Origin of the sequence: Croceibacterium selenioxidans, assembly GCF_018599195.1 — a bacterium.
Classification (GTDB): domain Bacteria; phylum Pseudomonadota; class Alphaproteobacteria; order Sphingomonadales; family Sphingomonadaceae; genus Croceibacterium_A; species Croceibacterium_A selenioxidans.
Map to the genome: position 1 here is coordinate 137,909 of NZ_JAHFVK010000001.1, position 25,056 is coordinate 162,964.

Annotated in this window: 19 protein-coding genes; 16 read left to right on the plus strand and 3 right to left on the minus strand. The window is 64.2% G+C overall.

What is annotated here, in order from left to right; genetic code table 11:
* The first annotated feature begins 75 nt into the window (after positions 1-75).
* The 8 genes from KK137_RS00745 (at position 76) to KK137_RS00780 (ending at position 8,928) form a co-directional block, all read left to right on the plus strand.
* Positions 76-2,373 (plus strand): TonB-dependent receptor, encoded by a 2,298-nt coding sequence (locus tag KK137_RS00745; RefSeq protein WP_214533997.1) that lies wholly within the window; start codon positions 76-78, stop codon positions 2,371-2,373.
* A 64-nt stretch (positions 2,374-2,437) separates the two neighbouring features.
* Positions 2,438-3,550, plus strand: coding sequence for an alpha-hydroxy acid oxidase (locus KK137_RS00750; protein ID WP_214533999.1), 1,113 nt, complete (start codon positions 2,438-2,440; stop codon positions 3,548-3,550).
* 6 nt (positions 3,551-3,556) lie between these two features.
* A complete protein-coding gene (locus KK137_RS00755) occupies positions 3,557-4,240 on the plus strand; it encodes a Fe2+-dependent dioxygenase (RefSeq protein WP_214534000.1) in 684 nt (227 codons plus the stop codon).
* Positions 4,241-4,274: 34 nt separating this feature from the next.
* Complete coding sequence (locus KK137_RS00760) at positions 4,275-4,559, plus strand: PepSY domain-containing protein (protein WP_214534003.1); 285 nt, start codon at positions 4,275-4,277, stop codon at positions 4,557-4,559.
* Positions 4,560-4,586: 27 nt separating this feature from the next.
* Positions 4,587-5,336, plus strand: a complete 750-nt coding sequence (locus KK137_RS00765) for a TonB family protein (protein WP_214534005.1) — start codon at positions 4,587-4,589, stop codon at positions 5,334-5,336.
* Positions 5,337-5,454: 118 nt separating this feature from the next.
* The gene (locus tag KK137_RS00770; protein WP_214534006.1) at positions 5,455-5,946 is read left to right on the plus strand and encodes a cupin domain-containing protein; all 492 of its coding nucleotides are present in this window, start codon (positions 5,455-5,457) and stop codon (positions 5,944-5,946) included.
* An 11-nt stretch (positions 5,947-5,957) separates the two neighbouring features.
* Positions 5,958-6,947 carry a hydroxyquinol 1,2-dioxygenase gene (locus KK137_RS00775; protein ID WP_214534007.1) on the plus strand — a complete coding sequence of 330 codons (990 nt, stop codon included), beginning with the start codon at positions 5,958-5,960 and terminating at the stop codon, positions 6,945-6,947.
* A 49-nt stretch (positions 6,948-6,996) separates the two neighbouring features.
* Complete coding sequence (locus tag KK137_RS00780) at positions 6,997-8,928, plus strand: pyrroloquinoline quinone-dependent dehydrogenase (protein ID WP_214534008.1); 1,932 nt, start codon at positions 6,997-6,999, stop codon at positions 8,926-8,928.
* 127 nt (positions 8,929-9,055) lie between these two features.
* On the opposite strand, the gene KK137_RS00785 is transcribed toward KK137_RS00780, so the two are convergent.
* The gene (locus KK137_RS00785; protein ID WP_214534010.1) at positions 9,056-9,781 is read right to left on the minus strand and encodes a hypothetical protein; all 726 of its coding nucleotides are present in this window, start codon (positions 9,779-9,781) and stop codon (positions 9,056-9,058) included.
* Between the two features lie 19 nt (positions 9,782-9,800).
* Positions 9,801-10,214 (minus strand): DUF6152 family protein, encoded by a 414-nt coding sequence (locus KK137_RS00790; RefSeq protein ID WP_214534011.1) that lies wholly within the window; start codon positions 10,212-10,214, stop codon positions 9,801-9,803.
* A gap of 142 nt (positions 10,215-10,356) precedes the next feature.
* Here KK137_RS00790 and KK137_RS00795 point away from each other — a divergent pair, with 142 nt between their 5' ends.
* The gene (locus tag KK137_RS00795) at positions 10,357-11,847 is read left to right on the plus strand and encodes an aldehyde dehydrogenase family protein (protein WP_250893531.1); all 1,491 of its coding nucleotides are present in this window, start codon (positions 10,357-10,359) and stop codon (positions 11,845-11,847) included.
* Between the two features lie 6 nt (positions 11,848-11,853).
* Here KK137_RS00795 and KK137_RS00800 read toward each other — a convergent pair whose 3' ends face one another.
* The gene (locus tag KK137_RS00800; protein WP_214534018.1) at positions 11,854-13,347 is read right to left on the minus strand and encodes a DUF4403 family protein; all 1,494 of its coding nucleotides are present in this window, start codon (positions 13,345-13,347) and stop codon (positions 11,854-11,856) included.
* A 235-nt stretch (positions 13,348-13,582) separates the two neighbouring features.
* Here KK137_RS00800 and KK137_RS00805 point away from each other — a divergent pair, with 235 nt between their 5' ends.
* The 7 genes from KK137_RS00805 (at position 13,583) to KK137_RS00835 (ending at position 24,936) form a co-directional block, all read left to right on the plus strand.
* A complete protein-coding gene (locus tag KK137_RS00805; RefSeq protein ID WP_214534020.1) occupies positions 13,583-14,776 on the plus strand; it encodes an efflux RND transporter periplasmic adaptor subunit in 1,194 nt (397 codons plus the stop codon).
* A gap of 6 nt (positions 14,777-14,782) precedes the next feature.
* Positions 14,783-17,986, plus strand: coding sequence for an efflux RND transporter permease subunit (locus KK137_RS00810; protein ID WP_214534022.1), 3,204 nt, complete (start codon positions 14,783-14,785; stop codon positions 17,984-17,986).
* Positions 17,983-19,389 carry an efflux transporter outer membrane subunit gene (locus KK137_RS00815; protein ID WP_214534024.1) on the plus strand — a complete coding sequence of 469 codons (1,407 nt, stop codon included), beginning with the start codon at positions 17,983-17,985 and terminating at the stop codon, positions 19,387-19,389. The genes KK137_RS00810 and KK137_RS00815 overlap by 4 nt, the downstream gene beginning before the upstream one ends.
* Positions 19,390-19,603: 214 nt before the next feature.
* Positions 19,604-21,007, plus strand: a complete 1,404-nt coding sequence (locus tag KK137_RS00820) for a DcaP family trimeric outer membrane transporter (protein ID WP_214534026.1) — start codon at positions 19,604-19,606, stop codon at positions 21,005-21,007.
* Between the two features lie 31 nt (positions 21,008-21,038).
* Positions 21,039-22,088, plus strand: coding sequence for a glutaminase A (gene glsA, locus KK137_RS00825; RefSeq protein ID WP_214534028.1), 1,050 nt, complete (start codon positions 21,039-21,041; stop codon positions 22,086-22,088).
* A gap of 13 nt (positions 22,089-22,101) precedes the next feature.
* Entirely contained in the window at positions 22,102-23,199 is a 1,098-nt protein-coding gene (locus KK137_RS00830) for an amidohydrolase family protein (protein WP_214534029.1), read from the plus strand.
* 201 nt (positions 23,200-23,400) lie between these two features.
* The gene (locus KK137_RS00835) at positions 23,401-24,936 is read left to right on the plus strand and encodes a hypothetical protein (RefSeq protein ID WP_250893532.1); all 1,536 of its coding nucleotides are present in this window, start codon (positions 23,401-23,403) and stop codon (positions 24,934-24,936) included.
* Positions 24,937-25,056: the final 120 nt, after the last annotated feature.

Sequence of the window (25,056 nt, forward strand, 5' to 3'; positions counted from 1 at the left end):
TGCGACGAGCGATAGCTCGATTGCGTCTAAAATAAGTATCTATATTTCAACCACAATTCCAAACAGGGGAAATCAATGGGGACCGCAACTCGCAACATCCGCCGGCCAGGAAGCCTTCGTTCCGGCCATGGTCACCTGAAGGCGGGCGCGGCTCTGGGGCTCTCCGTCGCGATGCTGATGCCGACAGCGGTATTGGCCCAGTCCGAACCGGAAGAGGCTGACGAAGCGCCCCTGGCAACCGTCACTGTCGAAGCGACGGCAATCGATCCGAACCCCAATGCTCAGGTCGGCGTACCGTACAAGGCGAGGACGTCGGGCGACGAACGCCATACACGCCCGATCGCGGAAACGCCGCAGACGATTACGGTTCTGACTCGGTCCCAGATCGAAGATTCCGGCTACACCGATCTCAAGCAGATTCTCGACTCCCAGCCTGGCATCACGGTCGGCACCGGCGAGAACGGCAACGCCTTTGGCGACCGCTACATCATTCGCGGCCAGGAAGCGCGTAGCGACGTCTTCGTCGACGGTCTGCGCGACCCGGGCATGACGACGCGCGAGAGCTTCGCCATCGAACAGCTCGAGATCTCCAAGGGCCCGAGCTCGACCTTCGGCGGGCGCGGCACGGCAGGCGGCGCGATCAACGCGATCACCAAGCAGGCGACGATCGACTACAATTTCGGCAAGGGATCGGTCGGGATCGGCACCGACCAGTTCGTGCGCACCACCGCTGACATCAACTATTCGACCGGCAACAGCTTCGCTGTCCGCGCCAATGTGCTCTATGCCTACGAGCTCGTTCCCGATCGGGGTCCCGCGGACCGCGAGCGCAGGGGGCTGGCCACGTCGGCCTACTATACCCCGACCGACAACTTCAGCATCACGGCAGACTATTACGGCCTGAGGGCGCACGATAATCCGGACCTTGGCGGGTATCTCACGACAGACAACGAGCCGGTCGAGGTCCCGACTTACGCCCAGGCCCAGGATTTCCAGGACACCCAGGTCGACGTCGGTACCGCCCGCATCAGGTACGAGTTCTCACCAAACGTTCGCCTCAACAACCTGACGCGTTACGGGAGTTCGGACAACGGCTACGTCCTGACGAGCGCAAACGGCCGAACCAATCCGCGTGTCCAGCTTGGTACCCACAACGGCTGGCAGGAGGTTCGTTATTTTGCCAACCAGACCAATCTCTACGTCAACGCCCAGTTGGCCGGCCTCGACCACGAGTTGATCTTCGGCGCGGAATACACCGATCACAAGGTGCTGAACGGTGTGTACGTCAACGCCCTCGATGGCTCGAACAGGCTGTTCACGGGCACACCCAATTGCGGCACCCAGTTCTGCGTCTACGACACCGGCGGCAACGTGGTGAACGGGTTGAATACCCTGATGAACCGGCGGGTCACGCAGGGGCGCTGGGATCAGGACTGGGGAGTGGAAACAATCTCCGGCTACGTCATGGATACCTTTGACATCGGCGACCTGACCGTATTCGCGGGCCTGCGCATGGACAAATACAAGTTCAATCTCGATGTTCAGTCCGCCGCACTTGCCGTCACCTCGTACGAAGACTCCGACACCTTTTGGAACGGCCACCTCGGCCTGACCTACAAGGTCGGCGGCGGCGGTGTGATCTATGCCTCGATCGCCAGCTCGGCGGACATCAACGGCGGCGAGTCCGACGTTGGCACAAGCGCCGGCTACGGCGGCTTCGTCATCGTCGGTGGCGTCGATGTCGGAGCCCGACCCGAACGGTCGTGGAACTACGAAGTCGGCACCAAGTGGAACATCTTCGACGAGAAGCTCCTGCTGACCGCAGCGTTGTTCCAGATCGACAAGAGCGACGTGATGGAAGGTCTCTCAGGGCAGGACTACACCAGCGCCGGCACCGTCAACACCGGGGCGAACCGGGTCCGCGGGATCGAGCTTGAAGCTACCGGCAACATCACCCCGGAATGGTCCGTACAGGGTGGCATCGCGATCATGGACAGCAAGGTGACCGACTCGTTTACTCCGGCGAACATCGGTCAGCCGTTGGCAAACTTCGCCAACAACCAGGTGCAGTTCATGAGCCGCTATCAGATCACCGAAGACTTCGCCCTGGGCGGCGCGGTCAAATACAAGAGCAAGCGGTACGGCGGCCAGCCGGACACCGGTGCCGTCACCGGCGATGGTTCGCGCATCGTGCCCGCTTACACAGTGCTCGACCTGTTTGCGGAGCTCCACCTCACCGACAACATGGAACTGCGCGTAAACGTGAACAACGTGACCAACGAGGAATACTATCTCGCGGTCTATCGTTCCGGTGCAATGCTCTACAAGGGCGACGCCCGTAGAGTAACGGGAACATTGAACATCAGTTTCTGATAAACGAAACGCCAGCTAAAGCCGGTCCGGACATTCGAGTCTGGGCCGGCACTTGCGGGATACGATGAACGAGCAGCCCCTATCCCTTCACGAGATACCCGCCGGCGTGCACAGTGCGGCGGATTACGCTCGCCTTGCGGCGGAGGTGATGGACCCGGCTCTGTTTGCCTATCTCGAGGGGGGCAGCGGACCAGGCCGGACAGCCGCCGAAAACCTCGCCGCGTTCGCGAACCTCGGCGTCGTGCCCCAGCCCTTGCGCCGGGTGAGCGGGGGGCACACCCGCTGCGTACTCAACGGGCAGCAACGGCCCCATCCGATCATGCTGGCACCCGTCGGCTCGCAGGCGCTTTTCCACGCCGATGCCGAAAGGGCGTCAGCGGCGGCGGCGCAGGCCACCGATACCTGCTTCATCGCCAGCACGATGGCGTCGCTTAGTCTTGAGGACGTGGCGGCGGTCGCGGGACCCGACAGGTGGTTCCAGCTCTACTTCCAGCCGGATCGTCAGGTCACGCGCGACATTGTGCGCCGCGCCGAAACGGCGGGCTATACCGGACTGGTTGTCACGGTAGATACGCCGATCCAGCTTCCAAGCCATCGCGCTCTTGAGGCCGGATTCGTCCCTCCTTCGGAGATGGCCAATCTGCGCGATTATCCCAAACCGCCCGCCCAGGACCTGGAGCCCGGCGAAAGTGAGATCCTGTGCGGGATGATGCGGGGCGCACCGACCTTTGGTGACATCGATTGGCTGGCCCAGGAGACGGGCCTGCCGCTATGGGTCAAGGGTATCCTGCATCCCGAGGATGCGCGGGAACTGGTCACGCGTGGCGTTTCCGGCATCATTGTCTCAAACCATGGCGGCCGGGCGCTTGATGGCGCGCCGGCCAGCGTCTCGGCAATCTCGGCCGTGCGCGCCTCGGTCGGAGACCGGTTCCCTCTCATGCTCGACAGCGGAATTCGCTCCGGCGCGGATGTGTTCAAGGCGATCGCGGGGGGCGCCGATGCAGTATTGGTCGGTCGCCTCCAGGCCTACGCCCTCAGTGTGGCCGGGGCCCTTGGCGTGGCTCATATGATAAAGCTTCTGCGCCAGGAGATGGAGGCGTGCATGGCCCTCTCCGGGTGTGCCACGCTGGCGGATGTGCGCGATACCGACCTGGTTCCTCTGGGCGCCGGGAGATAGAGCGGCATGATCGTCATCCTCGAAGGTGTGCTGGATAGCGAGACGCTGGGCGCGGTTCGAAAGAAGCTCGCCGATGCCGACTGGGAGAGCGGTGCCAACACAGCCGGAGCCTTTGCCCGCGGCCAGAAGAACAACTGGCAGCTGCCCGATGGCGCACCCCTCGCCCTCGAACTGGGCGAGCGGATCGTTGACCGCCTGTGGACCGACCCTTTGTTCATTTCGGCGGCGCTTCCACGCAAGCTCTACCCTCCGCGCTTCAACCGCTACGGCGTGGGTCAGACCTATGGTGCGCACGTCGACGCGGCTTTGATGCGCGCGCCTGGATCGGACCGGATGGTGCGAACCGACCTTTCGATCACGGTGTTCCTTTCGGATCCGGAAGACTACGACGGGGGAGAGCTGGAGATCGAAAGCAGCCTGGGTGCGCAAGCTGTCAAGCTCGCGGCAGGGGATGCCGTGCTCTATCCCGCAAGCACGCTGCATCGCGTGGCGCCCGTCACCCGTGGCGAGCGCCTGGCCTCGTTCTTCTGGATCGAGAGCCTTGTCGCCGATGTCGCGGAGCGCGAGATGCTGTTCGATCTCGACCAGACGATCCAGAGCCTGTCAGGACAACTGGACGCGGATAGCCCCGAACTTGCGGGCCTGTCGGGCCTTTACCACAATCTGCTGCGGCGTTGGGCAAAGACCTAACGGTGTCAGCGGGCGAAATCTCCAGGAGCATGTCATGAAGAAGACGATCACGGCGTTGATTACGGCAGGCGCGGTCCTGACGGCCGGCCTCACGTCCTTGCCCGCCCTGGCTCACGGCAACGTGTCGTGCACCGTGCCGCGCAAGGAGCGGCAGCCTTCGGTCAAGTTGCAGCAGCAACTCAAGGAGGCCGGATGGAAGATCCAGAAGATCCAGGTCTATTACGGATGCTATGAAGTCTACGGCTTCGACGAGAATGGAAAGAAGGTCGAAGCCTTCTTCGATCCGCGAACGCTCCAGCGCATTGAGGCCGATGGCTGATCGGCTCCCACGCGATCGAATTTGGAAATGACTGTCATGTCCGCGAAATCCCCGCTTCTTCCCGACGCACGGCCAGAGTCTGCCGCGTCCGTCGTCGCCAGCTTGCGCGACGGGATGGTTGACCGCTTCCGGCGGCTGAACTGGATCGCCGTCGGTGTCACGGTTGGGCTGGAAGGGCTGATATTCGCCGCGCTTCTCTCCCTGGGCATCGGTTCGATGACCAAGTCCCGGGAAGAGAGATTGACGGTACTCGACGTTCGTCCGACCTCTCCCGAGGCGGCACCGCCATCTCCACCCAAGCCGGCGGAAGCCCACCTCGATCCTGTGGCGCAGCCGCAACCTCGGGTCGCCGAAATCGTGCCGCAGCCTGACCTCGTGGTCCCGCGGCCCGAGCAGCAACCGGCGGTGGAAACCCAGGCTCCCGTGCCCCCGGTCCCTTCACCGGCCCCGGTCGCCGCGCCTTCCGCTGCGCCAGCGGCACCCGGACCGGTCAAGGTTGCCAATCTCAATACGAACCTCCTGAGCGGGGCTCCGCCGGTCTACCCCAACGCATCCCGTCGCAAGCGCGAGCAAGGTACTGTCGTGCTGAGGTTGGTGATCACGGAGGATGGGCGGGTCGCAAGCGTCTCCGTTTCGCGATCGAGCGGCTTTCCCGCGCTGGATGACGCGGCCGTTGCGGCGGTTGGGAAGTGGCGCTGGTCCCCCACGGTAAGGGATGGCCGGCCCGTATCCATTACCGGGCTGGTGCAGATCCCCTTCAAGCTGAACGACGCCTAGGCCGCCACTGACCGCGCCGGCATTCTGGCAATCCAATCGAGCGGTTGCCGTCGATTTGCCGACGATGTTATCATCCGGCCACGACCCAAGAACATAACAGTCGTGGGAGGATAGCGTCGTGGCTTACAAGACGCATGTCAGTTCGCTGAGCGCCTTCGAGAAAGGCGTGATCGAGCTCAAGGATGACCTTCGCAAATACGCGTTCTCGAACGTGTTCGAGGTGGCGAGCCATAGCCCTCCGTTCGAACGAACCGCGGTCGCGCAAAACCTCGAGTATGTTGCCGAGGTCATGCGAGTGGATGGCGAGTCCCCCTGGTATGCCGCGCCGCACGACGAGTTCGCCATCGTCATGGACGGCGAGATAACCTTCAACTTCGTCAAGCTCGCGGACGCCCAGGTGCCGAGCCACGCAGGCGGGGCGGCGCAGCTTGGCGCCAAGCCGAACGGTCCGACGATGGGACGCGTGAGGGCGAGGCGCGGACATCAGGTGCTCTTGCCGAAAGGGGCGGCCTACCAGCTGACCTCGGCGGCGCCCGGGGTCGTCCTCGTCCAGACCATGGACGGTCCGGTCACGACCAAGCGCTGGTCCGATATCTGCACCTTGAGCTGAGGGAGAGAACGATGGACGTGCAATCTTCCAAAGTCGTCGCCATCGGAACCAATCCAGACACCGGCTACGACAGCTTCCGCCTCGGCCAGTTCACCTTCCGCCGCGACGAGTATTTCGCGCATATCGAATGGCCCAAGGGCAGCCACATCATCGAGATCGACCGGTTTCTGCGCGCCATGGTGCGTGATATCGGCTGGGGCTTCTTCTACGGCTGGATTTTCTTCGACGACATCTTTGGCACCACCAATCACTACGGCACGGTCGACGTGTTTGCCGGCGCCTATGACCAGGGGTGCAAGGACCAGGGCATCGACCACCTGGAGACTTTTCCGGCCGAGGTGGTGAAGGACGCGTTCGAGACGATCAGCCGGAACTGGATCAACGAGGGCTACGATCCGCTCAGCGCCCCGCTCGAGACCGGATCGCCGCTGGGCTCGAAGACGCGAGAGCGCACCGATCCGCTGGTCCGCGGCTTCCAGTCCGCCACTCGCATGCTCGGGCTGGAGGGCGACGCGCCGGTCCGTTCCGACGCCACGGGCCATCCGATCAACCGAGCTTTCGCCGACTTGGAGTTCGACAAGCCGGACATCGAATGCGAACCCGGCTTCGAAGGGCAGCTCCACGCGATCAACCTGTTCGACCACATCGCCCGGGCCGACGTGACCTGGAACCCGTCTTTCACCGCGATCACCGGCGCCAGCATCTGCTGTGTCACCAGTGAAGAGCACATGCTGCCGGTAATCCACGGCAACGACCGCAACGAGTGGTTCATCCAGCTCACCGACGAGATTCACTGGCAGATCGCCGACAAGAACTCCGGCCTGCCACGCGGGCGGATCGTGATGAAGGCGGGAGACGTGTGCGCGATGCCGGCCGACATTCGCCACCAGGGCTTTTCACCCAAGCGATCGATGCTGATGGTGATGGAGAACGGTACGCCCGGTCTTGAATTGCGCTACGCTTCGGGCGAACTCAAACCTTATCCGGTCGATTTCGGCTGATCCCGTCACTGCCCCAATAACACATAATAGAAAGAAATCAGGGAGTTCCATGCTCAACAACCTCGGCCGCGCGCGTCTTCGCGCCAGACTGCTTGCCGTTTCCGGATTCGCCCTTTCCCTCGCTGCCTGTGCGCAAACACCCGGAGCGGGTTCGGCCAACCAGGCCGCGCTGGCGAACGAGACCTTCGATTATGTAGGGTGGGACCAGTACCTCGGTGGGCCGGACAGCTCGCAGTACACCGCGCTCGACCAGATCACCCCGGCCAATGTCGGGCAGCTGCAGGTCGCGTGGGAGTTCCCGACGGGAGAGGGTGCCGCGCCGCAGTTCAATCCGATTGTCGTCAACGGCCTGATGTATGTCCAGACGGGCGACGGCCAGATCGCGGCGCTTGACCCGGCGACCGGCAAGCAGCTGTGGAAGAGCGAGACTACCGGCCGCATCAGCACGCGTGGGATCAATTACTGGCAGAGCAAGGACGGCAGCGACCGCCGCCTGGTCTTCCTCAACGATGGCCTCCTGCGCGCGATCGATGCGCGCACTGGCAGGTACATTCCGGGCTTCAGCGTCGACTTGCGCGATGCCCTTCCGGCCGGACACGCGGAGACGCCGCGGCCGCTGATGACCAACAATCCGGGGCGCATCTTCGAGGACACGATCATCATCTCGCTGCCGGCGGGCGGGGGCTATGCCTCGCACCCGGCAGACATCCAAGCCTACGACATCCGCACTGGCGCGCTGAAGTGGGTGTTCCACGTCGTGCCGCGCGTGGGTGAGGTCGGCTCCGACACTTGGCCCGAACAGGACCGCGAGAAGTTCGGCGGGGTCCACAACTGGTCGGAGTTCACCGTCGATACCGAGACCGGCGTGGCCTACATCCCGACCGGCACGGCGCGTTCGGACTTTTATGGTGGCAATCGCCCGGGCGACAACCTGTTCGGGAACTCGATCCTCGCGCTCGACGCCCGTACCGGCAAGCGCCTTTGGCACTTCCAGACGGTTCACCACGACTTGTGGGACTTCGACCTGCCGAATGCGCCGAAGCTGATGACCATCACCAAGGACGGCAAGAAAATCCCGGCGGTTATCGTTGTCGCCAAGCACGGCTTCGTATTCGCCTTCGACCGCCGCACCGGCGAGCCGATCTGGCCGATCGAGGAGCGCGCCGTGCCGCAGTCCGACGCGCCGGGCGAGCATACCTCGCCCACCCAGCCGTTCCCCACTTGGCCCAAGCCGTTCTCGCGCCAGACCTTCACCGAAGCGGACATCAACCCCTACATCCCGCCCGAGGACCAGGCGAAGCTGCGCGAACTGCTGCGTACCGCGCGCAACGAGGGCCTGTTTACGCCACCGAGCGTGCAGGGCTCGATCTCGATCCCGGGCCACAACGGCGGGACCAGCTGGGGCAACACCGCGATCGATCCGGTGCATCAGCGCCTGTTCGTGGTCAGCCGCGAGATCCCGGTGCTCAATACGCTGATCCCCGACACCAAGACCGACCCAAAGACGATGCCGGGCTACACTCCCGGCGTGACGCCCTTCAACACGCCGTACAACTTCCTGATGCAGTCGAACGGCATGGTCGCGATCAAGCCGCCGTTCTCGTTCCTGACTGCCTACGACATGAATACCGGCGAAATGCTCTACCACATCCCCAACGGGGAGAGCATGCTGCTGCAACAGCAGGGCATCACCGGCATCGGCAGCCAGGCCCCGCGCGGCGGCCCGGTGGCCACGGCCAGCGGGTTGCTGTTCGTCGGCACCGCGGGCGACCGCACCTTCCGCGCCCGCGATGCCGCGACTGGCAAGGTGCTGTGGGAGCACAAGCTAGACGCGGCGACCGAGGGTGTGCCGGCGATCTACGAAGTCGGCGGGCGCGAATACATCACCATTCCCGTCGGCGGAGACGGGCTGTTCTCGCACAAGGGCCAGCCCGATCCCGGACCCAGCCGTTATGTGACGTTCGCCTTGCCTGCGAGGTGAGGCGGTCCCGACTGCCCTCCCGCTCGCGGGAGGTTGGGTAAGCCTGCTCCCCTCCCGCACGCGGGAGGGGGATACCCTCCAGATCCTCCCGGTGAAGCTGCGCCTCACACGGAGGATTTCGGGCCCGCTATCGTTCCTCGATCCGCAGCCGGGCCATGCCCGTTTCGTCGACGTACTCGCGATTATCCTCGCACACGTACTCGAGCAGCTTGTATCCCGGCATCCGCCGGTAGGTGTAAGAGTAGGTCCAGGGCTGGGCGAGGTATTCGTCCTCGACCACGATTTCGTTGCGCAGGATATCGGGCGCGAGCAGGTGGAGCCGCTCTGTAATTTTCATGCCTTCGGAATGCGGCGTCCAGCGGAACTGGACGTTTTCCTTGATCCCGGTGGTCTCGATCACGAGCGTCTCACCCTCCCAGTGCGCGACCGAGCGGCCGTAGAAGGTGGGATCGAGCTCGTCCCAGCGCGGCAGCGTCTCGTTCATGTAGACGCGACGCGTCTGGTTGAAGGCTTCCTGGGTGATGTTGATCTGTTCGGGCCGCTGGAAGATCTCCATCGGGAACATGCCCTGCATCATCGCCGGCATGCCGTCGGGCAGGCACTTCACATAGTTGTCGCCCGCGGGTTGCCCCTCGGCCATGCGCGCCGCTAGCTTGGCCTCGTGCTCTTTCCACTTCGCCAGGTATTCGGGCTTGAGCGGCGGGTTGGGGATCGGTGTCGGCGCGTACTTCGGGTCGGGTGTCTCGCCCGCTTGCGGGTACCGTTCCCAGCTGCCGGTGAAGTCCGGTTCGGCCAGGGCCGGGGACGCCAACGCCGCGAGGCTGGCGCCAATCAACAGGGCTTTCGAAGCCATCGTCATCCTTTCCATCGGCTCAGGACGTGCGCTTGTAGTTCTGAGCGTTGGGCACGCCGGGCAGCATCTTGCGCCCGTCCGGAAGCGTCACTTCGAGCACGAGGCCGCCGGCCTGCCCGTCGCGCAGCGGCGCGACCACCACCGTGACCACGTCGCCCGTCTTGACCGTCCGCGAAGTCCAGCCCCCGCGGGACATCATGTTGATGCTGGTCATCTCCAGCGTGTAATGTTTGGTGCCGCCACCGGGCTGGTCGGCGTCGACCTCCAGGTAGGCGTGCGGGTTGGTCCATTGGTATTTGCTGACTTTGCCGTGCAGCGTGATCGAGCGGCTATTGTCGAACATCGCGAACGAATGATGCGCCAGCGCCGGCATCGGCAAGGCGACAGCGAAACTCAGCAGCGCAAGGCCGCGCGTCAGGTTTTTCAGATTCATCGGCTCCCTCTCCGAACCTTTGTTCTTGGCGTCGAGTGTACCCCTAAGCTCAACGTCCGCAATGGGTTGTCGGAGGCTGTGCACAGGGCCTCGCATCGGCCGCGCTGGCGTGGCAAACAGCTGCAAAACAAGAGGGATGCCCATGCTCGACACCGCTACTCTGCCCGCCTTCCAGACCAAGCTGTTCATCGGCGGCCAGTTCGTCGACGCGGCGAGCGGGAAGACCTTCGACGTGCTCAACCCGCACGACAACTCGGTGCTGGCGCAAGTGGCGGAGGGCGACCGAGAGGATATCGACCGCGCTGTCGCGGCAGCTCGGAAGGCGCTGCCCGTCTGGCGCGCGATGTCGGCCACCCAGCGCGGCGAGCTGATCTACAAGCTCGCCGATGCGATCGAGAGAGACCGCGACACCCTGGCACTGACCGAGACGCTCGATACCGGGCACCCGATCCGCGACACGCACAACCTCGACATCTTCCGCACGGTGCAGACCTTCCGCTACTTCGCCGGCATCGCCGACAAGCACGAAGGCCGGGTGATCCCGGTCGATACCGGATTCCTCAACTACGTGATGCGGGTGCCGGTGGGCGTGGTCGGGCTGGTGGTACCCTGGAACTTCCCGCTGATGTTCACCAGCTGGAAGATGGGTCCCGCACTCGCCGCCGGGAACACGCTGGTGCTCAAGCCTGCCGAGCTGACCCCCCTCTCGACCATGCGCGTCGCCGAGCTCGCGGCCGAGGTCGGCTTCCCCGAAGGCGTCATAAACGTCGTGCCGGGCTTTGGCGCCACGGCCGGACAGGCGCTGGCCGAGCACATGGATGTCGACAAGATCGGCTTCACCGGCTCAACCGCGACGGGCCGCAAAGTGGTGGAAGCCTCGGCGGGTAACCTCAAGCGCGTTCAACTCGAACTGGGCGGCAAAGGCGCGAACATCGTGTGGGATGATGCGAACATCGATGCCGCGGTGAACGGCTCGGCCTTCGCGATTTTCCATAACCAGGGCCAGGCCTGCATCGCCGGCAGCCGCATCATCCTGCACGAGACAATCCGGGACGAGTTCCTCGACAAGTTCCTGAACCTGACCCGGTCGATCAAGCTGGGGGACCCGCGCGATCCGGCGACCGAAATGGGTCCGCTGACCAGTCGCATGCACCAGGAGAAGGTGCTCAGCTACGTCAAGATCGCCCACCAGGAAGGCAGCGAGATCCTCGCCGGTGGCAAGGCCCCCGAAGGCGAAACGTTCGCCAAGGGCTGCTACGTCGAGCCCACGGTGGTGACTGCCCAGCCGCAGGACCGGGTTTGTCACGAAGAAGTCTTCGGCCCCTTCGCCGCGGTCTCGACTTTCAGCCGCGAGGAAGAGGTGCTGGAGATGGCCAACGCCACACCCTACGGCCTCGGCGGCGGGCTATGGACCAACGACCTCAACCGCGCCCACCGCATGGCTCGGGGCATGGATACCGGCATGGTGTGGATCAACTGCTACAAGCGGTTCCACCCCGGCTCGCCGTTCGGCGGGGTCAAGGACTCGGGCTATGGCCGCGAGATGGGCTTTTTCGCGATGGACGAGTTCACCGAGCCCAAGAGCGTCTGGCTCAACGTCGACGCCCAACTGCCCCCATTCTACCGACGCTAAAGCGGCTCAATTCGTCTGCTTCTGGGGGACGAGTTTGATCTGGCCCCTGCCGCTCACCCTCACCGGGGTGAACAGGCCCGCGCCCGTAACCTGAACCTTGTCGTGGTGGACCTCGTCGATTTGTGCCGAGAGCAGGAACCGGCCCACTTGCCTGCCAGCCACCGCACGCTGGGCCTTGCCCAGCACTTTGTCGTAATCCTTGGTGAAGTCCTCCTCCAGGCTGCTGGCGATCCTCTGCAGCACGCTCTCGCTAGAGGCCAGGCGAAGCAGCAGGTTGGTAGCCATGCCGTCGGTGCGGCCATAGATCCGCAGGTCCTGGATGCGCACCACTTGCGAATCCGCCTCGCTGATCGGCAGGCCCGTCAGCCAGACTTTGCCCTTCGATTTGCCGAAGCTCATTCCGGTGCGCGCGCCGATCGGTTCGACCTCGGCATCGATCCCGACCGCCAGTCGGCCGTTGTCGGTGGCAAAGATCGTCACCTCGTTGAACTGCGCGTTCACCGAGCCCACGCCTTCAATATTGATGCCCTTGTCGGCCAGCTTGCGGAGTTCCCTCAACACCACGGGCTCGAGTTGCGCATAGTCGGCGACCACCGGCATGAAGAAATTGAGCCCGACGTCCTGCACCTCGGCCAGTTGTGGCGGCAGCGGCGTGGGGGTCGGCGCAGGCGGTTCGTCGCCGACGAAAGTCTCGGTCTGGGCCTCGACCGCAACCGTCAAAATCACCTTGCGTCCATCGACGCTGTAGCCCGCCAGGCCCATGCCTTGTGGTGTGATGCGCATCCAGGCGGGCGGGTTCCTGCTGCTGAGGCGGATGTTGGTGAAGCCCTGCTTCCAGGCCTCGGTCAGGATCGGCCTGATATTCGCCTGCCCGACTTCCGCCCGAACTTCCCGCTCGAGCCTGGCGATGACTCCGGCGAGTTCCTTATCGGCCCTCCTGGCGAATTCGATCCGCTGGCCGAGGAAGTCGATCCCCGGTGGCTCGGCCCAGTCATAGGAGATATTGACCTTGGCGGAGGCGTTCCAGTTGGAGTCGAGGCCGAAAGCAACATCCGCCCGCACATTGGCGGTGGCCGTGGCTGTCTCTCCCTTCAAGACCCCGCCTACGTCCCGTGCGCTCACTACGGCCTTGATTGGCATGTTGATCGTAAGCCGCTTGCCTGAACCCGAGAGGGTGATCCGGCCCCGGGTCACCTGGCCCACGATCCGGCAGTCGATGTCGGGCGTCACCTTGAGCCGTTCGCCGAACACCTTGACCCGCTGACCCCTCACACACCTCTTGTTGCGGCGGTCGATCGACCACAGCGTGTGGGGCGTCCGCCGTTCAAGCGCGCTCTGCAGATCGTCGAGAGGAAGCTCGATCGGCACCACCAGCGTCGAGTTTTGACTCTCGAACTGGGGTACGCTGGTCGACCGCGGCGGGGCGGAAAGCGAATCCTGCCGGTTGCATCCGCCGAGCATCAGGGCGACGAGCAGGAACAGGATTGGCGTAATGCGCAAAGGCCAAGGCCCCCCTTTACGCCAGAGCTATGGACAATCGGGGGTCGGCTTAATCGGGGTAAACCCTGTAGGCGAATGGGGATTTCCTGCTAACAAGCGGTCAGGGCACGCGCCTTCCTTTCCGCGAATTTGTCGCAAATTGTCAGAAGGGTTGATGACCCCCTTGTGATATGGGCGCCTTTCGCTGAAAGCCCCCCCGGAATCTTGAACCAGTGGCGAAGGGCGCAGCCCAGCAATGTTGAACACGCGATCGGCCCTCATTCGTGGAGGCCTTTGCATCCTTCTCTCGGTCCTGGCGGCCTGCTCGGACACAGGTGGCGGGGATGGTCGTCCGGCACCTGAAGTCGGCTATGTCGTCGTACAACCTTCCGCCGTGCCCGTTTCGGTCACCCTTGGGGGCCGGACTGTGGCTTATGAGACCAGCGAAGTTCGGCCGCAGATCAACGGCCTGATCCGCCGGCGACTGTTCACCGAAGGCAGCGTGGTACGGGCGGGGCAGCCACTCTACGAGATCGACGCCAGCCTCTATCGCGCAGCGGTCAACCAGGCCGAAGCCAATCTCGCCAGCGCTAGGGCCAGCGCCGACGCGGCGGTTGCACGGGCTGACCGGTACCAGCCGCTCGCCGAGATGGAGGCGATCGCGCAACAGGACTACACCGACGCGGCGGCACAGGCGCGTGTTGCCAGGGCCGGCGTCGCGCAGAATGCCGCGGCGCTCGATACCGCGCGGATCAACTTGCGCTACACGACCGTGACCGCCCCGATCAGCGGACGGATCGGCCGTTCGCTCTATACCGTCGGCGCGCTCGTCAACGCCAGCCAGCAGAGCCCGCTCGCGGTGATCCAGCGGCTCGACCCGATCTTCGTCGACATGCAGCAGTCGAGCGCCGAGCTGACCTCGCTGCGCCAGGCCTTGCAGCGGGGCGAAGTGACTCCCGGCAGCACGAGCGTGCGCCTGCTGCTCGAAGATGGCAGCGACTATGGCGTTGCCGGCCAGGTGAAGTTCTCCGACATCGCTGTCGATGAGAGCACCGGCACCGTCACTTTGAGGGCGAGCTTCCCGAACCCGCAGGGCCTGCTCCTTCCGGGCATGTTCGTGAAAGCCGTGTTCGACCAAGCCGTCGAGCCGCGCGCGTTCCTCGTTCCGCAACCGGCCTTGCAGCGCGATTTCGACGGTTCGGCCTTCGTCTTCGTCGTCACTCCGGACAACAAGGCGCAGCGCCGCAAGGTGACTGCCGCGCGTACCAACGGCACCAACTGGGTCGTGACCGCCGGTCTCAACCCGGGCGACAAGGTGATCACCCAGGGGCTCGGCAATAATCTCCGGCCCGACGGCGAGGTCCGTCCGGTGCCGGCCAGCGCGCCGCAAAACGTCTCTCCGCCGGGAAGGAACGGCGGCGGCAAGCCCGCGTCCGGACAGGCCCGGTAACGCGCCATGTCACGGATATTCATCGACCGGCCGATCTTTGCCTGGGTGCTCGCGATCATCGTGATGCTCGGGGGGATCGGTGCGTTCAGCGCCTTGCCGATCGAGCAATATCCCGACATTGCGCCTACCAACGTCAACATCCAGGCCAACTATCCGGGCGCATCGGCCGAAACAGTCGAGAACAGCGTCACGCAGATTCTCGAGCAGCAGCTCACCGGCCTCGACGGCCTGCTCTACTTCAGCGCCAGCTCCAGCTCGCGCGGCCAGGCGCGCATCACCGCGACTTTCGAGAAGGGCGTCGATCCCGACATTGCCCAGGTGCAGGTGCAGAACAAGATCCAGACTGCGATCTCTCGCCTGCCAGCCGAAGTGCAGCAGCAGGGCGTGCGGGTGACCAAGTCCAACGCCGATACCTTGCTGATGGTCGCGGTCTACGACACCACCGGCACGCGTAACTACGTCGACATCTCGGACTACCTCGCCTCCAATATTCAGGACCCGCTGTCGCGCATTCCCGGGGTGGGCGACGTCAACGTGTTCGGCTCGCCCCACGCGATGCGCATCTGGCTCAACCCGCAACGCCTGGCCGGCTTCGGTCTGATGCCGAGCGACGTGGTCAGCGCGATCCAGTCCCAGAACACCGAGGTCGCCGCGGGCGACGTCGGCGGCCTTCCCTCGCCCGAGGGGCAGATGCTGCAAGCGACGGTGACCGCGCTGTCGAAGCTCCAGACCCCGGAGCAGTTCGGCGATATCGTCCTCAAGACCCTGCCCAGCGGTTCGAGCGTGCGCATCAAGGATGTCGCCCGGGTCGAGATCGGGGCCGAGCAGTATAACGTAATCCTGCGCATGAGCGGCTATCCCGGCGCGGGCATGCAGATCTCGCTGACGCCGGGCGCCGACGCGCTCAAGACCGCCGACCTGGTCAAGGCCAAGATGGAAGAGCTGGGGCGCAGCTTGCCCGAGGGGCTCGCCTATACTTACGCAAACGACAGCTCTGCCTTCATCCGCCTCTCGGTGACGGAGGTGCAGAAGGCGCTGCTAGAGGCGGTCGTGCTCGTCGTGCTGGTGATGTTCGCTTTCCTGCAGAACTGGCGCGCGCTGATGGTCCCGACCGTCGCCGTGCCGGTCGTGCTGCTCGGTACGCTGGGAATATTCTACCTCGCGGACTTCAGCATCAACACGCTGACCCTGTTCGGGCTGGTCCTCGCGATCGGCCTGCTGGTCGACGACGCGATTGTGGTGGTGGAGAACGTCGAGCGCCTGATGGAAGAGAACCCGGGCATGACCGCCCGAGAGGCCACCATCCAGTCGATGAAGGAACTGCAGACCGCGCTGATCGCGATCGCTCTGGTCTTGTCGGCCGTGTTTCTGCCGATGGCGTTCTTCGGCGGCTCGACCGGGGTGATCTATCGCCAGTTCTCGATCACCATCATCTCCTGCATGGTGCTGTCGGTCCTTGTCGCGCTGATCCTGAGCCCCGCGATCACCGCCAACGTCCTCAGGCCCAGATCGCATGGCTCGAGGACCGAATTCCACCCGCATCACGGCCGCTTCGCAGGAATTGCGAACGCTCTCGAGCACGCCAAGGTGTGGTTCAACGTCACCTTCGACCGCATGGTGCTGCGCTACGTTTCGGCGGTGCGCAACGTGATCGACCGCAAGTGGCTGTTCATGGGCCTCTATGCGGTGATCATCGTGCTGCTGGTCTTCCTGTTCTGGCGCCTCCCCGGCGGGTTCATTCCCGGCGAGGACCAGGGACGGGTGCAAATCCAGTGGCGCTTGCCCGCTGGCGCGACGCAGGCCCGCACCATCGAGGTGCGCAACGAAATCGAGAAGTACCTCGACACTTACGAGAAGAATAACGTCGATTTCCACTTCCTGGTTGCCGGCGGCGGCGGGGGTGGCGGTGTCGCCGGGCAGAATACCGGGCAAGGTTTCGTCAATCTCAAGGATTGGGACGACCGCCCGGGCAAGGAGAACACCGCCGACGCGATCGCCCAGCGCGCGACGGCCGCATTCCGCAACTTGCGCGATGCCCAGGTCTTCACCCTCGTGCCGGGATCGGTGCAGGGGCTGGGCGACGCCTCCGGCTTCAGCATGCAGTTCCAGAATTCGAGCGGGATGAGCCGCGAAGAGTTCGTGGCGGCCAAGGATCGCCTTCTGGAATTGGCCAACAAAAGCCCGCTGTTGACGCAAGTCCGGTTGGCTGACTTGCCCGACGTAGCCACTTTGAAGGTCGATCTCGATACGCAACGGCTGAGCGCTTATGGGCTCACCCAGGCCAACGTGAACAACACGCTCTCGACCGCCTGGGGTGGGCGCTACGTCAACGACTTCATCGAGCACGGCCGCGTCAAGCGTGTCTACGTCCAGGGTGATGCGCAGTACCGCGCCAAGCCCGAAGACCTCGGGCAGTGGTACGTGCGTTCGGCCGATGGCAGCATGGCGCCCTTCTCCGCCTTCTCCGATATCGGTTGGGCAACCACTCCGGCCAGCACCAGCCGCTTCGGGGGAGTTCCGGCTTTTGGCATTTCCGGCCAGGCCGCCGCGGGCGTCAGCTCGGGCGAGGCGATGGCGGAAATCGAGCGCCTGGCGAGCGGGATTCAAGGCACCAGCGTCGGCTGGTCGGGCGCGTCCTACGAGGAACGCCAGGCTTCAGGCCAGGCGCCGCTGCTCTATGCGGTTTCGCTGCTGGTCGTGTTCCTGTGCCTGGCCGCGCTCTATGAAAGCTGGTCGATTCCGGTGGCGGTGTTGCTGGTGATCCCGCTCGGCCTAGTAGGGTCGTTGTTCCTCGCCAACCTGCGCGGCCTGGAGAACGACGTGTTCCTCCAGATCGGCCTGCTGACCACGATGGGGCTCGCCTCGAAGAACGCGATCCTGATGATCGAGTTCGCCGAGCACGAGGAGAAGAAAGGCGCGCGGGTTATCGACGCGGTGCTGCGGGCTGCCCGCATCCGCTTGCGCCCGATCCTGATGACCAGCTTTGCCTTTATCTTCGGCGTTATGCCCTTGGCGCTGGCGACCGGCGCGGGCGCCAACAGCCGCATCGCCATCGGCACTTCGGTGATCGGCGGCATGCTGACGGCGAGCCTGCTGGCGGTCTTTTACATTCCGTTGCTGTTCGTCCTGGTGCGCCGGGGAACGCGCGAAGGGCTCAAGAAGCTGCGCGAGCGGTTCGGCCGCCGCCCGGACCCGGAGACGGCCGCTTGAACCGCTCCCTTTCCGCTAGCCTCCTGGCGCTGGCCCTGGCCGGCTGCTCGCTGGCACCGGACTATGTTCGGCCCGAGGCGCCGGTGCCGGTGTCGTGGCCGGCCGGTGACGCCTACCTGGCCCAGACCGAAGCGGCGCTGCCCGAGGTCTCCTATCGCGACGTGTTCCAGGATCCGCGGCTCCAGACGCTGATCGGCCAAGCCCTGGTCAATAACCGCGACGTGCGCATCGCTGCCGCCAATCTGACGGCGGCTCGGGCGCAGTTCCGTGTCGTCCGCTCCGGGCAGTTCCCCGAAGTTGGCGTCAGCGCTTCGAGCAGCTACCTCACCCGGGAGGGGGCGGACAGCGAGAGCTACGCGCTCCAAGGCGGTGTCGCGAGCTTCGAGCTCGACCTGTTCGGGCGCCTGGCCAATGCCACGGCGGCGGAGCGCGAGCGCATGTTGGCGACCGAGGCCTCCGGACGAACCGTGCGCATCGGCCTCGTCGCGGACTTGGCCGACGCCTGGGCGACATACGCCGCCGACCGCGAGCTCCTGGCCGTCGCCGCCGACACAGCCGCCAACGCCCGCCGCGCGGTCCAGCTGACGCAGGCGCGACTCGAAGGCGGCATCGCTCCTCGAACCGACGTCCGCCAGGCAGAGCAGGTGCTGGCGACGGCGGAGGGTGACCTCGCCGCGCAGACCACCGCCGTGGCGCAGGACGAGAACCTGATACGGCTGTTGGTCGGTGGCGCGGTCGATCCCGCCTTGCTCCCCGCCGGGCTGGACGAAGTCTTTGCATCGGTCGCAACTTTACCGGCGGGTCTCGATTCCGCTGTGCTGCTGCGCCGGCCCGATATCGTCGAGGCCGAATATTTGCTCCGGGCCGCCAACGCCGACATTGGCGTCGCTCGCGCCGAGATGTTCCCGCGCATCTCGCTGACCGGCCTCGTTGGAGTGGCGAGCGATACGCTGGGCTCGCTGTTCACCGGCGGCGCGTTCCCGACCACACTCGGCGCCGATGCCGCTTACACTATCTTCGATGGCGGCGGACGTCGCGCCAATGTCGAGGTGAGCCAGGCGCAGCGCGACGCCGCGCTCGCCGCCTACGAACGCTCCATCCAGACCGCCTTTCGCGAGGTGGCCGACGCTCTCGCGGTGCAAGGCACGATCGGAGAACGCCTGCGCGCTGCACGAGTGAGCAGCGAAGCAACGGCAGACACCGCCCGCCTGACCGAAGCTCGCTATCGCGGCGGCATCGACAGCTTCCTCGCCAATCTCGATGCCCAGCGCAGCCTCTATGTCGCCCGGCAGAGGGAGGTGGCGGTCCTGCTGATCGGCGTACGCAATCGGATCGAGCTCTATCGTGCGCTTGGGTCGGACAGTGCCGTTGCCACCCCGGCAGAGATTAGCGAAGCCAACTGACCCTCGAAAAAGCGCAAATCGCGGGTCGATTTCGTCAAGAGTTTTTCGAACCCGATGAAATGGCGAAGCAAATAACGGCTCCCGACTATCCACAAAGTTCCCGGAGTTAAATGAGGGTTTGTGCTGATTGGCGGCCCATTCCCAAGGTTCATAGTTCAACCTCTTGAATTTGATTGGCCACAGGGAGTGGCCTTTCTCAGGAGGGGCAAGCGAAATGCGCAGGATTCTGGCTTTCGTCGCGGCGAGCGCGATTGTGGCAGCGGTGCCGGCTCAAGCCCAGTCGGGGATGACCCCGGCCGAGCGGGCGGAGTTCGAAGCGCTCCGGCAGCGCCTGGCCGAGCTGGAGGCGCAAGTGGCCGCCCGGGCCCAGGCCGATGCGCAACAACAACAGCAGCAAGCCGCGCAGGCCGCGCAGGTTGCCGCAAGCAAGCCGGCCGATAGCGGGGGCATCGGCAGCGATCACAATCTCGAGCTCTACGGATTTGCCCAGGTCGACCTGATCCAGGATTTTGACCGCGTGAACCCCAGTTGGGATGCGACGCTGCGGCCCTCGAAGATCCCGACGGTCGATGGTCTCTATGGCAGTGACGGCCAGTTCATCGCCAGCGCGCGGCAATCGCGCCTCGGCGTGAAGGCCGATGGTATGATTGCCGGCAAGCCCTACGAGGCGAAGTTCGAATTCGATCTTTACGGCGTCGGAGTGGACGAGGGGCAGACTACGTTCCGCCTGCGGCATGCCTATGCCAAGTGGGGTCCAATCCTGGCGGGGCAGACCAACACGCTGTTCATGGATGGCGACATATTCCCCAACGTGGTCGACTATTGGGGGCCAGCGGGAATGGTCTTCATCCGCAACCCGCAGATCGCTCTGACGCTGGTCGACGGGGGCGGGTGGACGGCGAAGATCGGACTTGAGCAGCCGAACAACGACGTCGACCCTGGGTCGATCAGGCTGGTGTCGCCCGAAGTCGCCGCCAACTTGCGCGGCACCGAGGAACTCCCCGATCTGACCGGCCAGGTCCGCTACGGCGGCGACTGGGGGCACGTCCAGCTCGCCGGCGTCTTGCGCAAGGTCGGCTATGACACGGTCGACACGCCCGACAACGAACCTTCCGGCAGCGAGACCGGCTGGGGCCTGAACGCCACCACGGTGCTCAAGTTCGCGCCCGTGACCTTCCGTGGCGGCGTCGTCTATGGCGAGGGTATTGCCAGCTACATGAACGATGGCGGCATGGACCTGGCGCCCTCGGCTGAGCTTGGCCAGGTGACCCCAGGCGTCCCGCCGACGCCGGGCAACGGCCTGTTGCTTGAGGCCGACGCGGTCGAGCTGCTGGGCGTCACCGGCTACATCGAAATGCAGTGGACCGAGCAGCTAAGTTCGGCGCTCGGCTACAGCTTCACCGAAGTCGACAACACCAATTTCCAGGACCCGACGGCCTTCCACAAAGGCGAGTACGCCTCGGTCAACCTGTTGTGGCAGCCCGAAAGCCGGCTCCTGGCGGGCATCGAACTATTGTGGGGCCAGCGGACCGACAACGATGGCGCGCAAGGCGACGATCTGCGCCTGCAGACCAGCTTCAAGGCCTCGTTCTCAAGCAAGGACATCTGGGGCAACTGACGGACACACTCGAGCGACAGGGAAGACAACGATGGCCGATTTCGATCTTGATCGCCGCCAGCTGATGGGCGTGCTGGCGCTTGGAGCCGTGGCGGGGGCGGTGGGTCTTCCCGAGGTCGCATTTGCCCAGGGCCGTGGCTCAGGCCCGTCGTCGAGCGCGATCCAGGCGGCGCTCGACAACGCTTATGGCAAGTACCGCGGCCTCAACGAAGGCAAGAACGCCGATTACATTCCGGCGCTGGCGGAGGTGCCCTCGAATTTCTTCGGCATCGCGATCGTGACGGGTGACGGCACGGTCTACCAGGCCGGAGATTCCAAGCAGGAGTTTTCGATCCAGTCGGTCTCCAAGCCGATCACCGCTGCGTTGGTGATGCAGGAGTCGGGCTCGAAGCTGATCGAAGACAGCGTCGGGGTCGACGCCACCGGCCAAGTGTTCAACTCGATCACTGCGGTCGAGCAGTATCGCGGCAAGGAGATGAACCCGCTGGTCAATCCGGGCGCCATCGCCACGGTCGGCAACGTCAAGGGCACCCCGGACGAGGTGTGGAACAAGATCATTGGTATCCATTCCGACATGGCCGGGCGCCAGCTTCAGGTAAACCAGCCGGTCTATCAATCCGAAGCGGCGACCAACCAGCGCAACCGGGCTATCGGGGCGCTGATGTCGGCCTATGAGCGGTTCCCGTCGGACCCGGCGGTGGCGGTCGATCTCTACACTCGGCAGTGCTCGATCAACGTCAACGCGGTGGACCTCGCCACGATGGCAGCGACCTTGGCCTTCGGCGGGCGCAACCCGGTGACCAAGAAGCAGGTGCTCGATCCGAGCATCGTGCCCGGGGTGCTCGCGATCATGGCGACAGCGGGCATGTACGACGACAGCGGCAAGTGGGCATTCCACACCGGCGGCGTGCCGGCCAAGAGCGGCGTGGGTGGCGGGATTCTGGCGGTCGTGCCCGGCAAGTTCGGCATAGGCACATTCGCGCCACCGCTCGACGATGCGGGGAACAGCGTGCGCGGGCAGAAGGCGATCATCGACATCGTCAACGAGCTCAAGGCCAACCCCTACGCGCAGTTCGGTTGAACGGAAGCGGAGCGTGCGCAGGGTCGCAGCACTGGCCGCACTCGGGGCTGCGCTTCTCAGCACGCCCTCGCACGCGCAGGACAGTGGGGGTTACCTTTACAGTGACTCCCACTTCCATCTGACCAACTACATTCAACGGGGGCTGACGGCGGCCCAATACGTCCAGATGATGGGGAATACCGTCAAGCGCTCGACGCTGTTCGGGATCCCGCTGCAGCAGATCTGGTACCACCCGAACTCGGGCGATTTCGCGCCCACTTATTACCTGCAGTCGGACGCTTCGCTTTACTACTACAGCTTTACCGACGCGGTAATCGCGACCGAATACCTCGCGCTGCCGCCAGACCAGCGCGCGCGGCTCGACCCGATGATCACCGGGTTCAATCCGGCCGACATGTACGCCCCCGACCACATCCGCCGCGTGCTGACCATCTACCCCGGCGTGTTCACCGGGATCGGCGAATTCAGCGTGCACAAGGAATTCGTCTCGAGCAAAGTCGCGGGCGAGACGGCCTCGCTGCTCAACCCGGCGCTCGACAAGATACTCGACTTTGCGGGTGAGGTTGGGCTCGTCGTGATCCTCCATTGCGACATCGATGTGCCGTTCGCCAAGGGCAACGCGTTGCCGATCTACTATACCCAGATGCGCGAACTGCTGCTGCGCCATCCCCAGACGACCATCATCTGGGCGCATACGGGACTGGGGCGCGTCGTCTCGCCCGAGCCGGTGCAGGATCCAGGACCCAACGGCGAACGACCCCCTAATCACCTCGAACTGGTCGACCAGCTCTTGGCCGACCCGCAGCTTTCGCATGTCTACTTCGACATCAGCTGGGATGAGGTCGCCAAGTACGCCGTGACCTCTCCCGAGACGATGCGGCGGACCGCGCAGTTGTTCGACAAGTACCCGGACCGGTTCCTGTTCGGCACCGACAATGTGGCCCCGGCCAACATCGAGGCGAACTTGCGGGTGTTCCATTTGTGGGACGGGATTTTCGGTCAGGTTCGGCCCGAAACCCGACAGGCGATCACTCTGGGAAACTACGAGCGCCTGTTCGACGCGGGGCGGGCGAAAGTTCGAGCGTGGGAACAAGCCAATGTGCCCGGCTGACCTCCTCAGGGTAAATACCGGCTCTATTGAGAGAAAACCCGAGTGAACGGCTCCTGCGGAAGCATAGGTTGGACAAAGCGCACTGGCCGCGGAGGGAAAATGTCCAACAACGGACGAGGGTTGCGACTGGCCTGGTTGAAGGGATCCCTGTCCCTCGCCGCCTTGGTCTTTCCTTGGGCAACGCAAGCGCAGGAAACGGCCATGTCTCCCGAGGACCGCGCCGCGATCCAGGCCGAGCTGCGCGAGCTGCAGCAATCCAGGCGAGAGTTCGATGCGCGCATCGAAGCCCTGGAAAGGCGGCTGGGAATGGAGGAGGCTGCGGAACCCGAAGCAGCGGCCGCGATCCCTGTGCAGCCAGCCGCGCGTCAGCCGGAGACCGCCACGGTTTCAGGCCAACCCGTAAGTCCTGCGGTGACCGCTTCGAGCGACGGGAAAGACTACGAGACCACATTCAGCACACCGGATCTGGCTGAAGCCCCGATTGCCGATCCTGCGCCACCGCCGACCGCTGTGGCGGTATCCGGAGAAGACCCCTCTTTTGGCGGCCGCTACATTCCCGGCCGAGGTTTCGTCTTGGTCCGAGGAGACGAAGGCGAGCTGGGCGCCGGTGTCTTCGCCTATGCCCGGTACCTCAACCAGGAAAACCTCAACCCAACCTACGTCGACGCGTTCGGCCGGACCAAGGAGCTGGCGGACATCCGCGAGGACATCCAGTTCCAGAAGCTCAGCTGGAACTTCAAGGGTTGGTTGTTCGACCCCGACTTCCGCTACTACTTCTTCTTCTGGACCTCGAACCCGCAAATGGGCGAGGGCGCACAGGTCGTCCTGGGTGGATACTTCCAGTACCACTTCAACGATGCGTTGACGGTTACCGCAGGCGTGATGCCGCTGCCCACCACCCGTTCGACCAACTACACTTTCCCGAACTGGTTGCGGAACGACAACCGGGTCATGGCGGACGAGTTTTTCCGCGGGTCCTACTCAACCGGGATCGACGCTCAGGGCGAGATCGCGCGCGGACTTCGCTACCGCGTCGCGCTGGCCAACAATCTCGCCCAGTTGGGCGTGAGCTCGCAGGAGCTCGACGCGGGGTTCAACACCCTGTCGGGCGCTTTGTGGTGGATGCCCACCACCGGTGAATTCGGCCCTTCGGCAGGCATGGGTGACTTCGAAGAGCACCAGCAAGTCGCTACCCTCGTCGGCGTCCACTTCACGCGCAGCCGGGAGGACGCTCAAGGGCAGCCTGACCTCGACGACTTCGAGAACAGCCAGATCCGCCTGTCGGACGGCACTCTGCTGTTCAGCCCCGATCCCTTCAACACCGGGGGCCACATCGAGAAGGCGACCTACCAGATGCTCGCCCTCAACGCGGGCGTGAAGTTCAAGGGATTCCACTTCGAAGGCGAATATTACTTCCGTTGGGTGGATGACTTCGTCACGGTCGGGCCGATCCCGGTGACCGAGCTCTACGATACCGGCTTCTCGCTCCAGGCCTCCGCCATGGCGATCTCGAAGGTACTCCAGCCCTATGTCACCTATTCCAAGATCTTCGGCGAGTACGGCGACCCGTGGGAGCTGGCGCTTGGCGCCAATATCTATCCGTTCAACCGGAAGGAAACCCGGTTCAACATCCAGGCGCTGAAGCTCAACGGCTCCCCCGTGGGCGGTTCCTCGCTGCCGTCGCAAGTCGGCGGGACGGGGTGGGTGTTCTCAGGCGACTGGATCGTGAACTTCTGACTTCTCGCTCCATCTTGCACCGATAGAAGAATTCCTTGTCGCAGTTGCGAAACGGGCTGCCCTTTGAGTCTTGCCAGGGACACATTTCTCAATCAAATCGGTAGAGAAAGCTACCCGACA

What these genes read in the sequence shown, in the direction of transcription:
- KK137_RS00745 (WP_214533997.1), top strand. Translation starts at nt 76, where the DNA reads ATGGGGACCGCAACTCGCAACATCCGCCGGCCAGGAAGCCTTCGTTCC.
- KK137_RS00750 (WP_214533999.1), top strand. Translation starts at nt 2,438, where the DNA reads ATGAACGAGCAGCCCCTATCCCTTCACGAGATACCCGCCGGCGTGCAC.
- KK137_RS00755 (WP_214534000.1), top strand. Translation starts at nt 3,557, where the DNA reads ATGATCGTCATCCTCGAAGGTGTGCTGGATAGCGAGACGCTGGGCGCG.
- KK137_RS00760 (WP_214534003.1), top strand. Translation starts at nt 4,275, where the DNA reads ATGAAGAAGACGATCACGGCGTTGATTACGGCAGGCGCGGTCCTGACG.
- KK137_RS00765 (WP_214534005.1), top strand. Translation starts at nt 4,587, where the DNA reads ATGACTGTCATGTCCGCGAAATCCCCGCTTCTTCCCGACGCACGGCCA.
- KK137_RS00775 (WP_214534007.1), top strand. Translation starts at nt 5,958, where the DNA reads ATGGACGTGCAATCTTCCAAAGTCGTCGCCATCGGAACCAATCCAGAC.
- KK137_RS00780 (WP_214534008.1), top strand. Translation starts at nt 6,997, where the DNA reads ATGCTCAACAACCTCGGCCGCGCGCGTCTTCGCGCCAGACTGCTTGCC.
- KK137_RS00785 (WP_214534010.1), bottom strand. Translation starts at nt 9,781, where the DNA reads ATGGCTTCGAAAGCCCTGTTGATTGGCGCCAGCCTCGCGGCGTTGGCG.
- KK137_RS00790 (WP_214534011.1), bottom strand. Translation starts at nt 10,214, where the DNA reads ATGAATCTGAAAAACCTGACGCGCGGCCTTGCGCTGCTGAGTTTCGCT.
- KK137_RS00795 (WP_250893531.1), top strand. Translation starts at nt 10,357, where the DNA reads ATGCTCGACACCGCTACTCTGCCCGCCTTCCAGACCAAGCTGTTCATC.
- KK137_RS00805 (WP_214534020.1), top strand. Translation starts at nt 13,583, where the DNA reads ATGTTGAACACGCGATCGGCCCTCATTCGTGGAGGCCTTTGCATCCTT.
- KK137_RS00810 (WP_214534022.1), top strand. Translation starts at nt 14,783, where the DNA reads ATGTCACGGATATTCATCGACCGGCCGATCTTTGCCTGGGTGCTCGCG.
- KK137_RS00820 (WP_214534026.1), top strand. Translation starts at nt 19,604, where the DNA reads ATGCGCAGGATTCTGGCTTTCGTCGCGGCGAGCGCGATTGTGGCAGCG.
- glsA (WP_214534028.1), top strand. Translation starts at nt 21,039, where the DNA reads ATGGCCGATTTCGATCTTGATCGCCGCCAGCTGATGGGCGTGCTGGCG.
- KK137_RS00835 (WP_250893532.1), top strand. Translation starts at nt 23,401, where the DNA reads ATGTCTCCCGAGGACCGCGCCGCGATCCAGGCCGAGCTGCGCGAGCTG.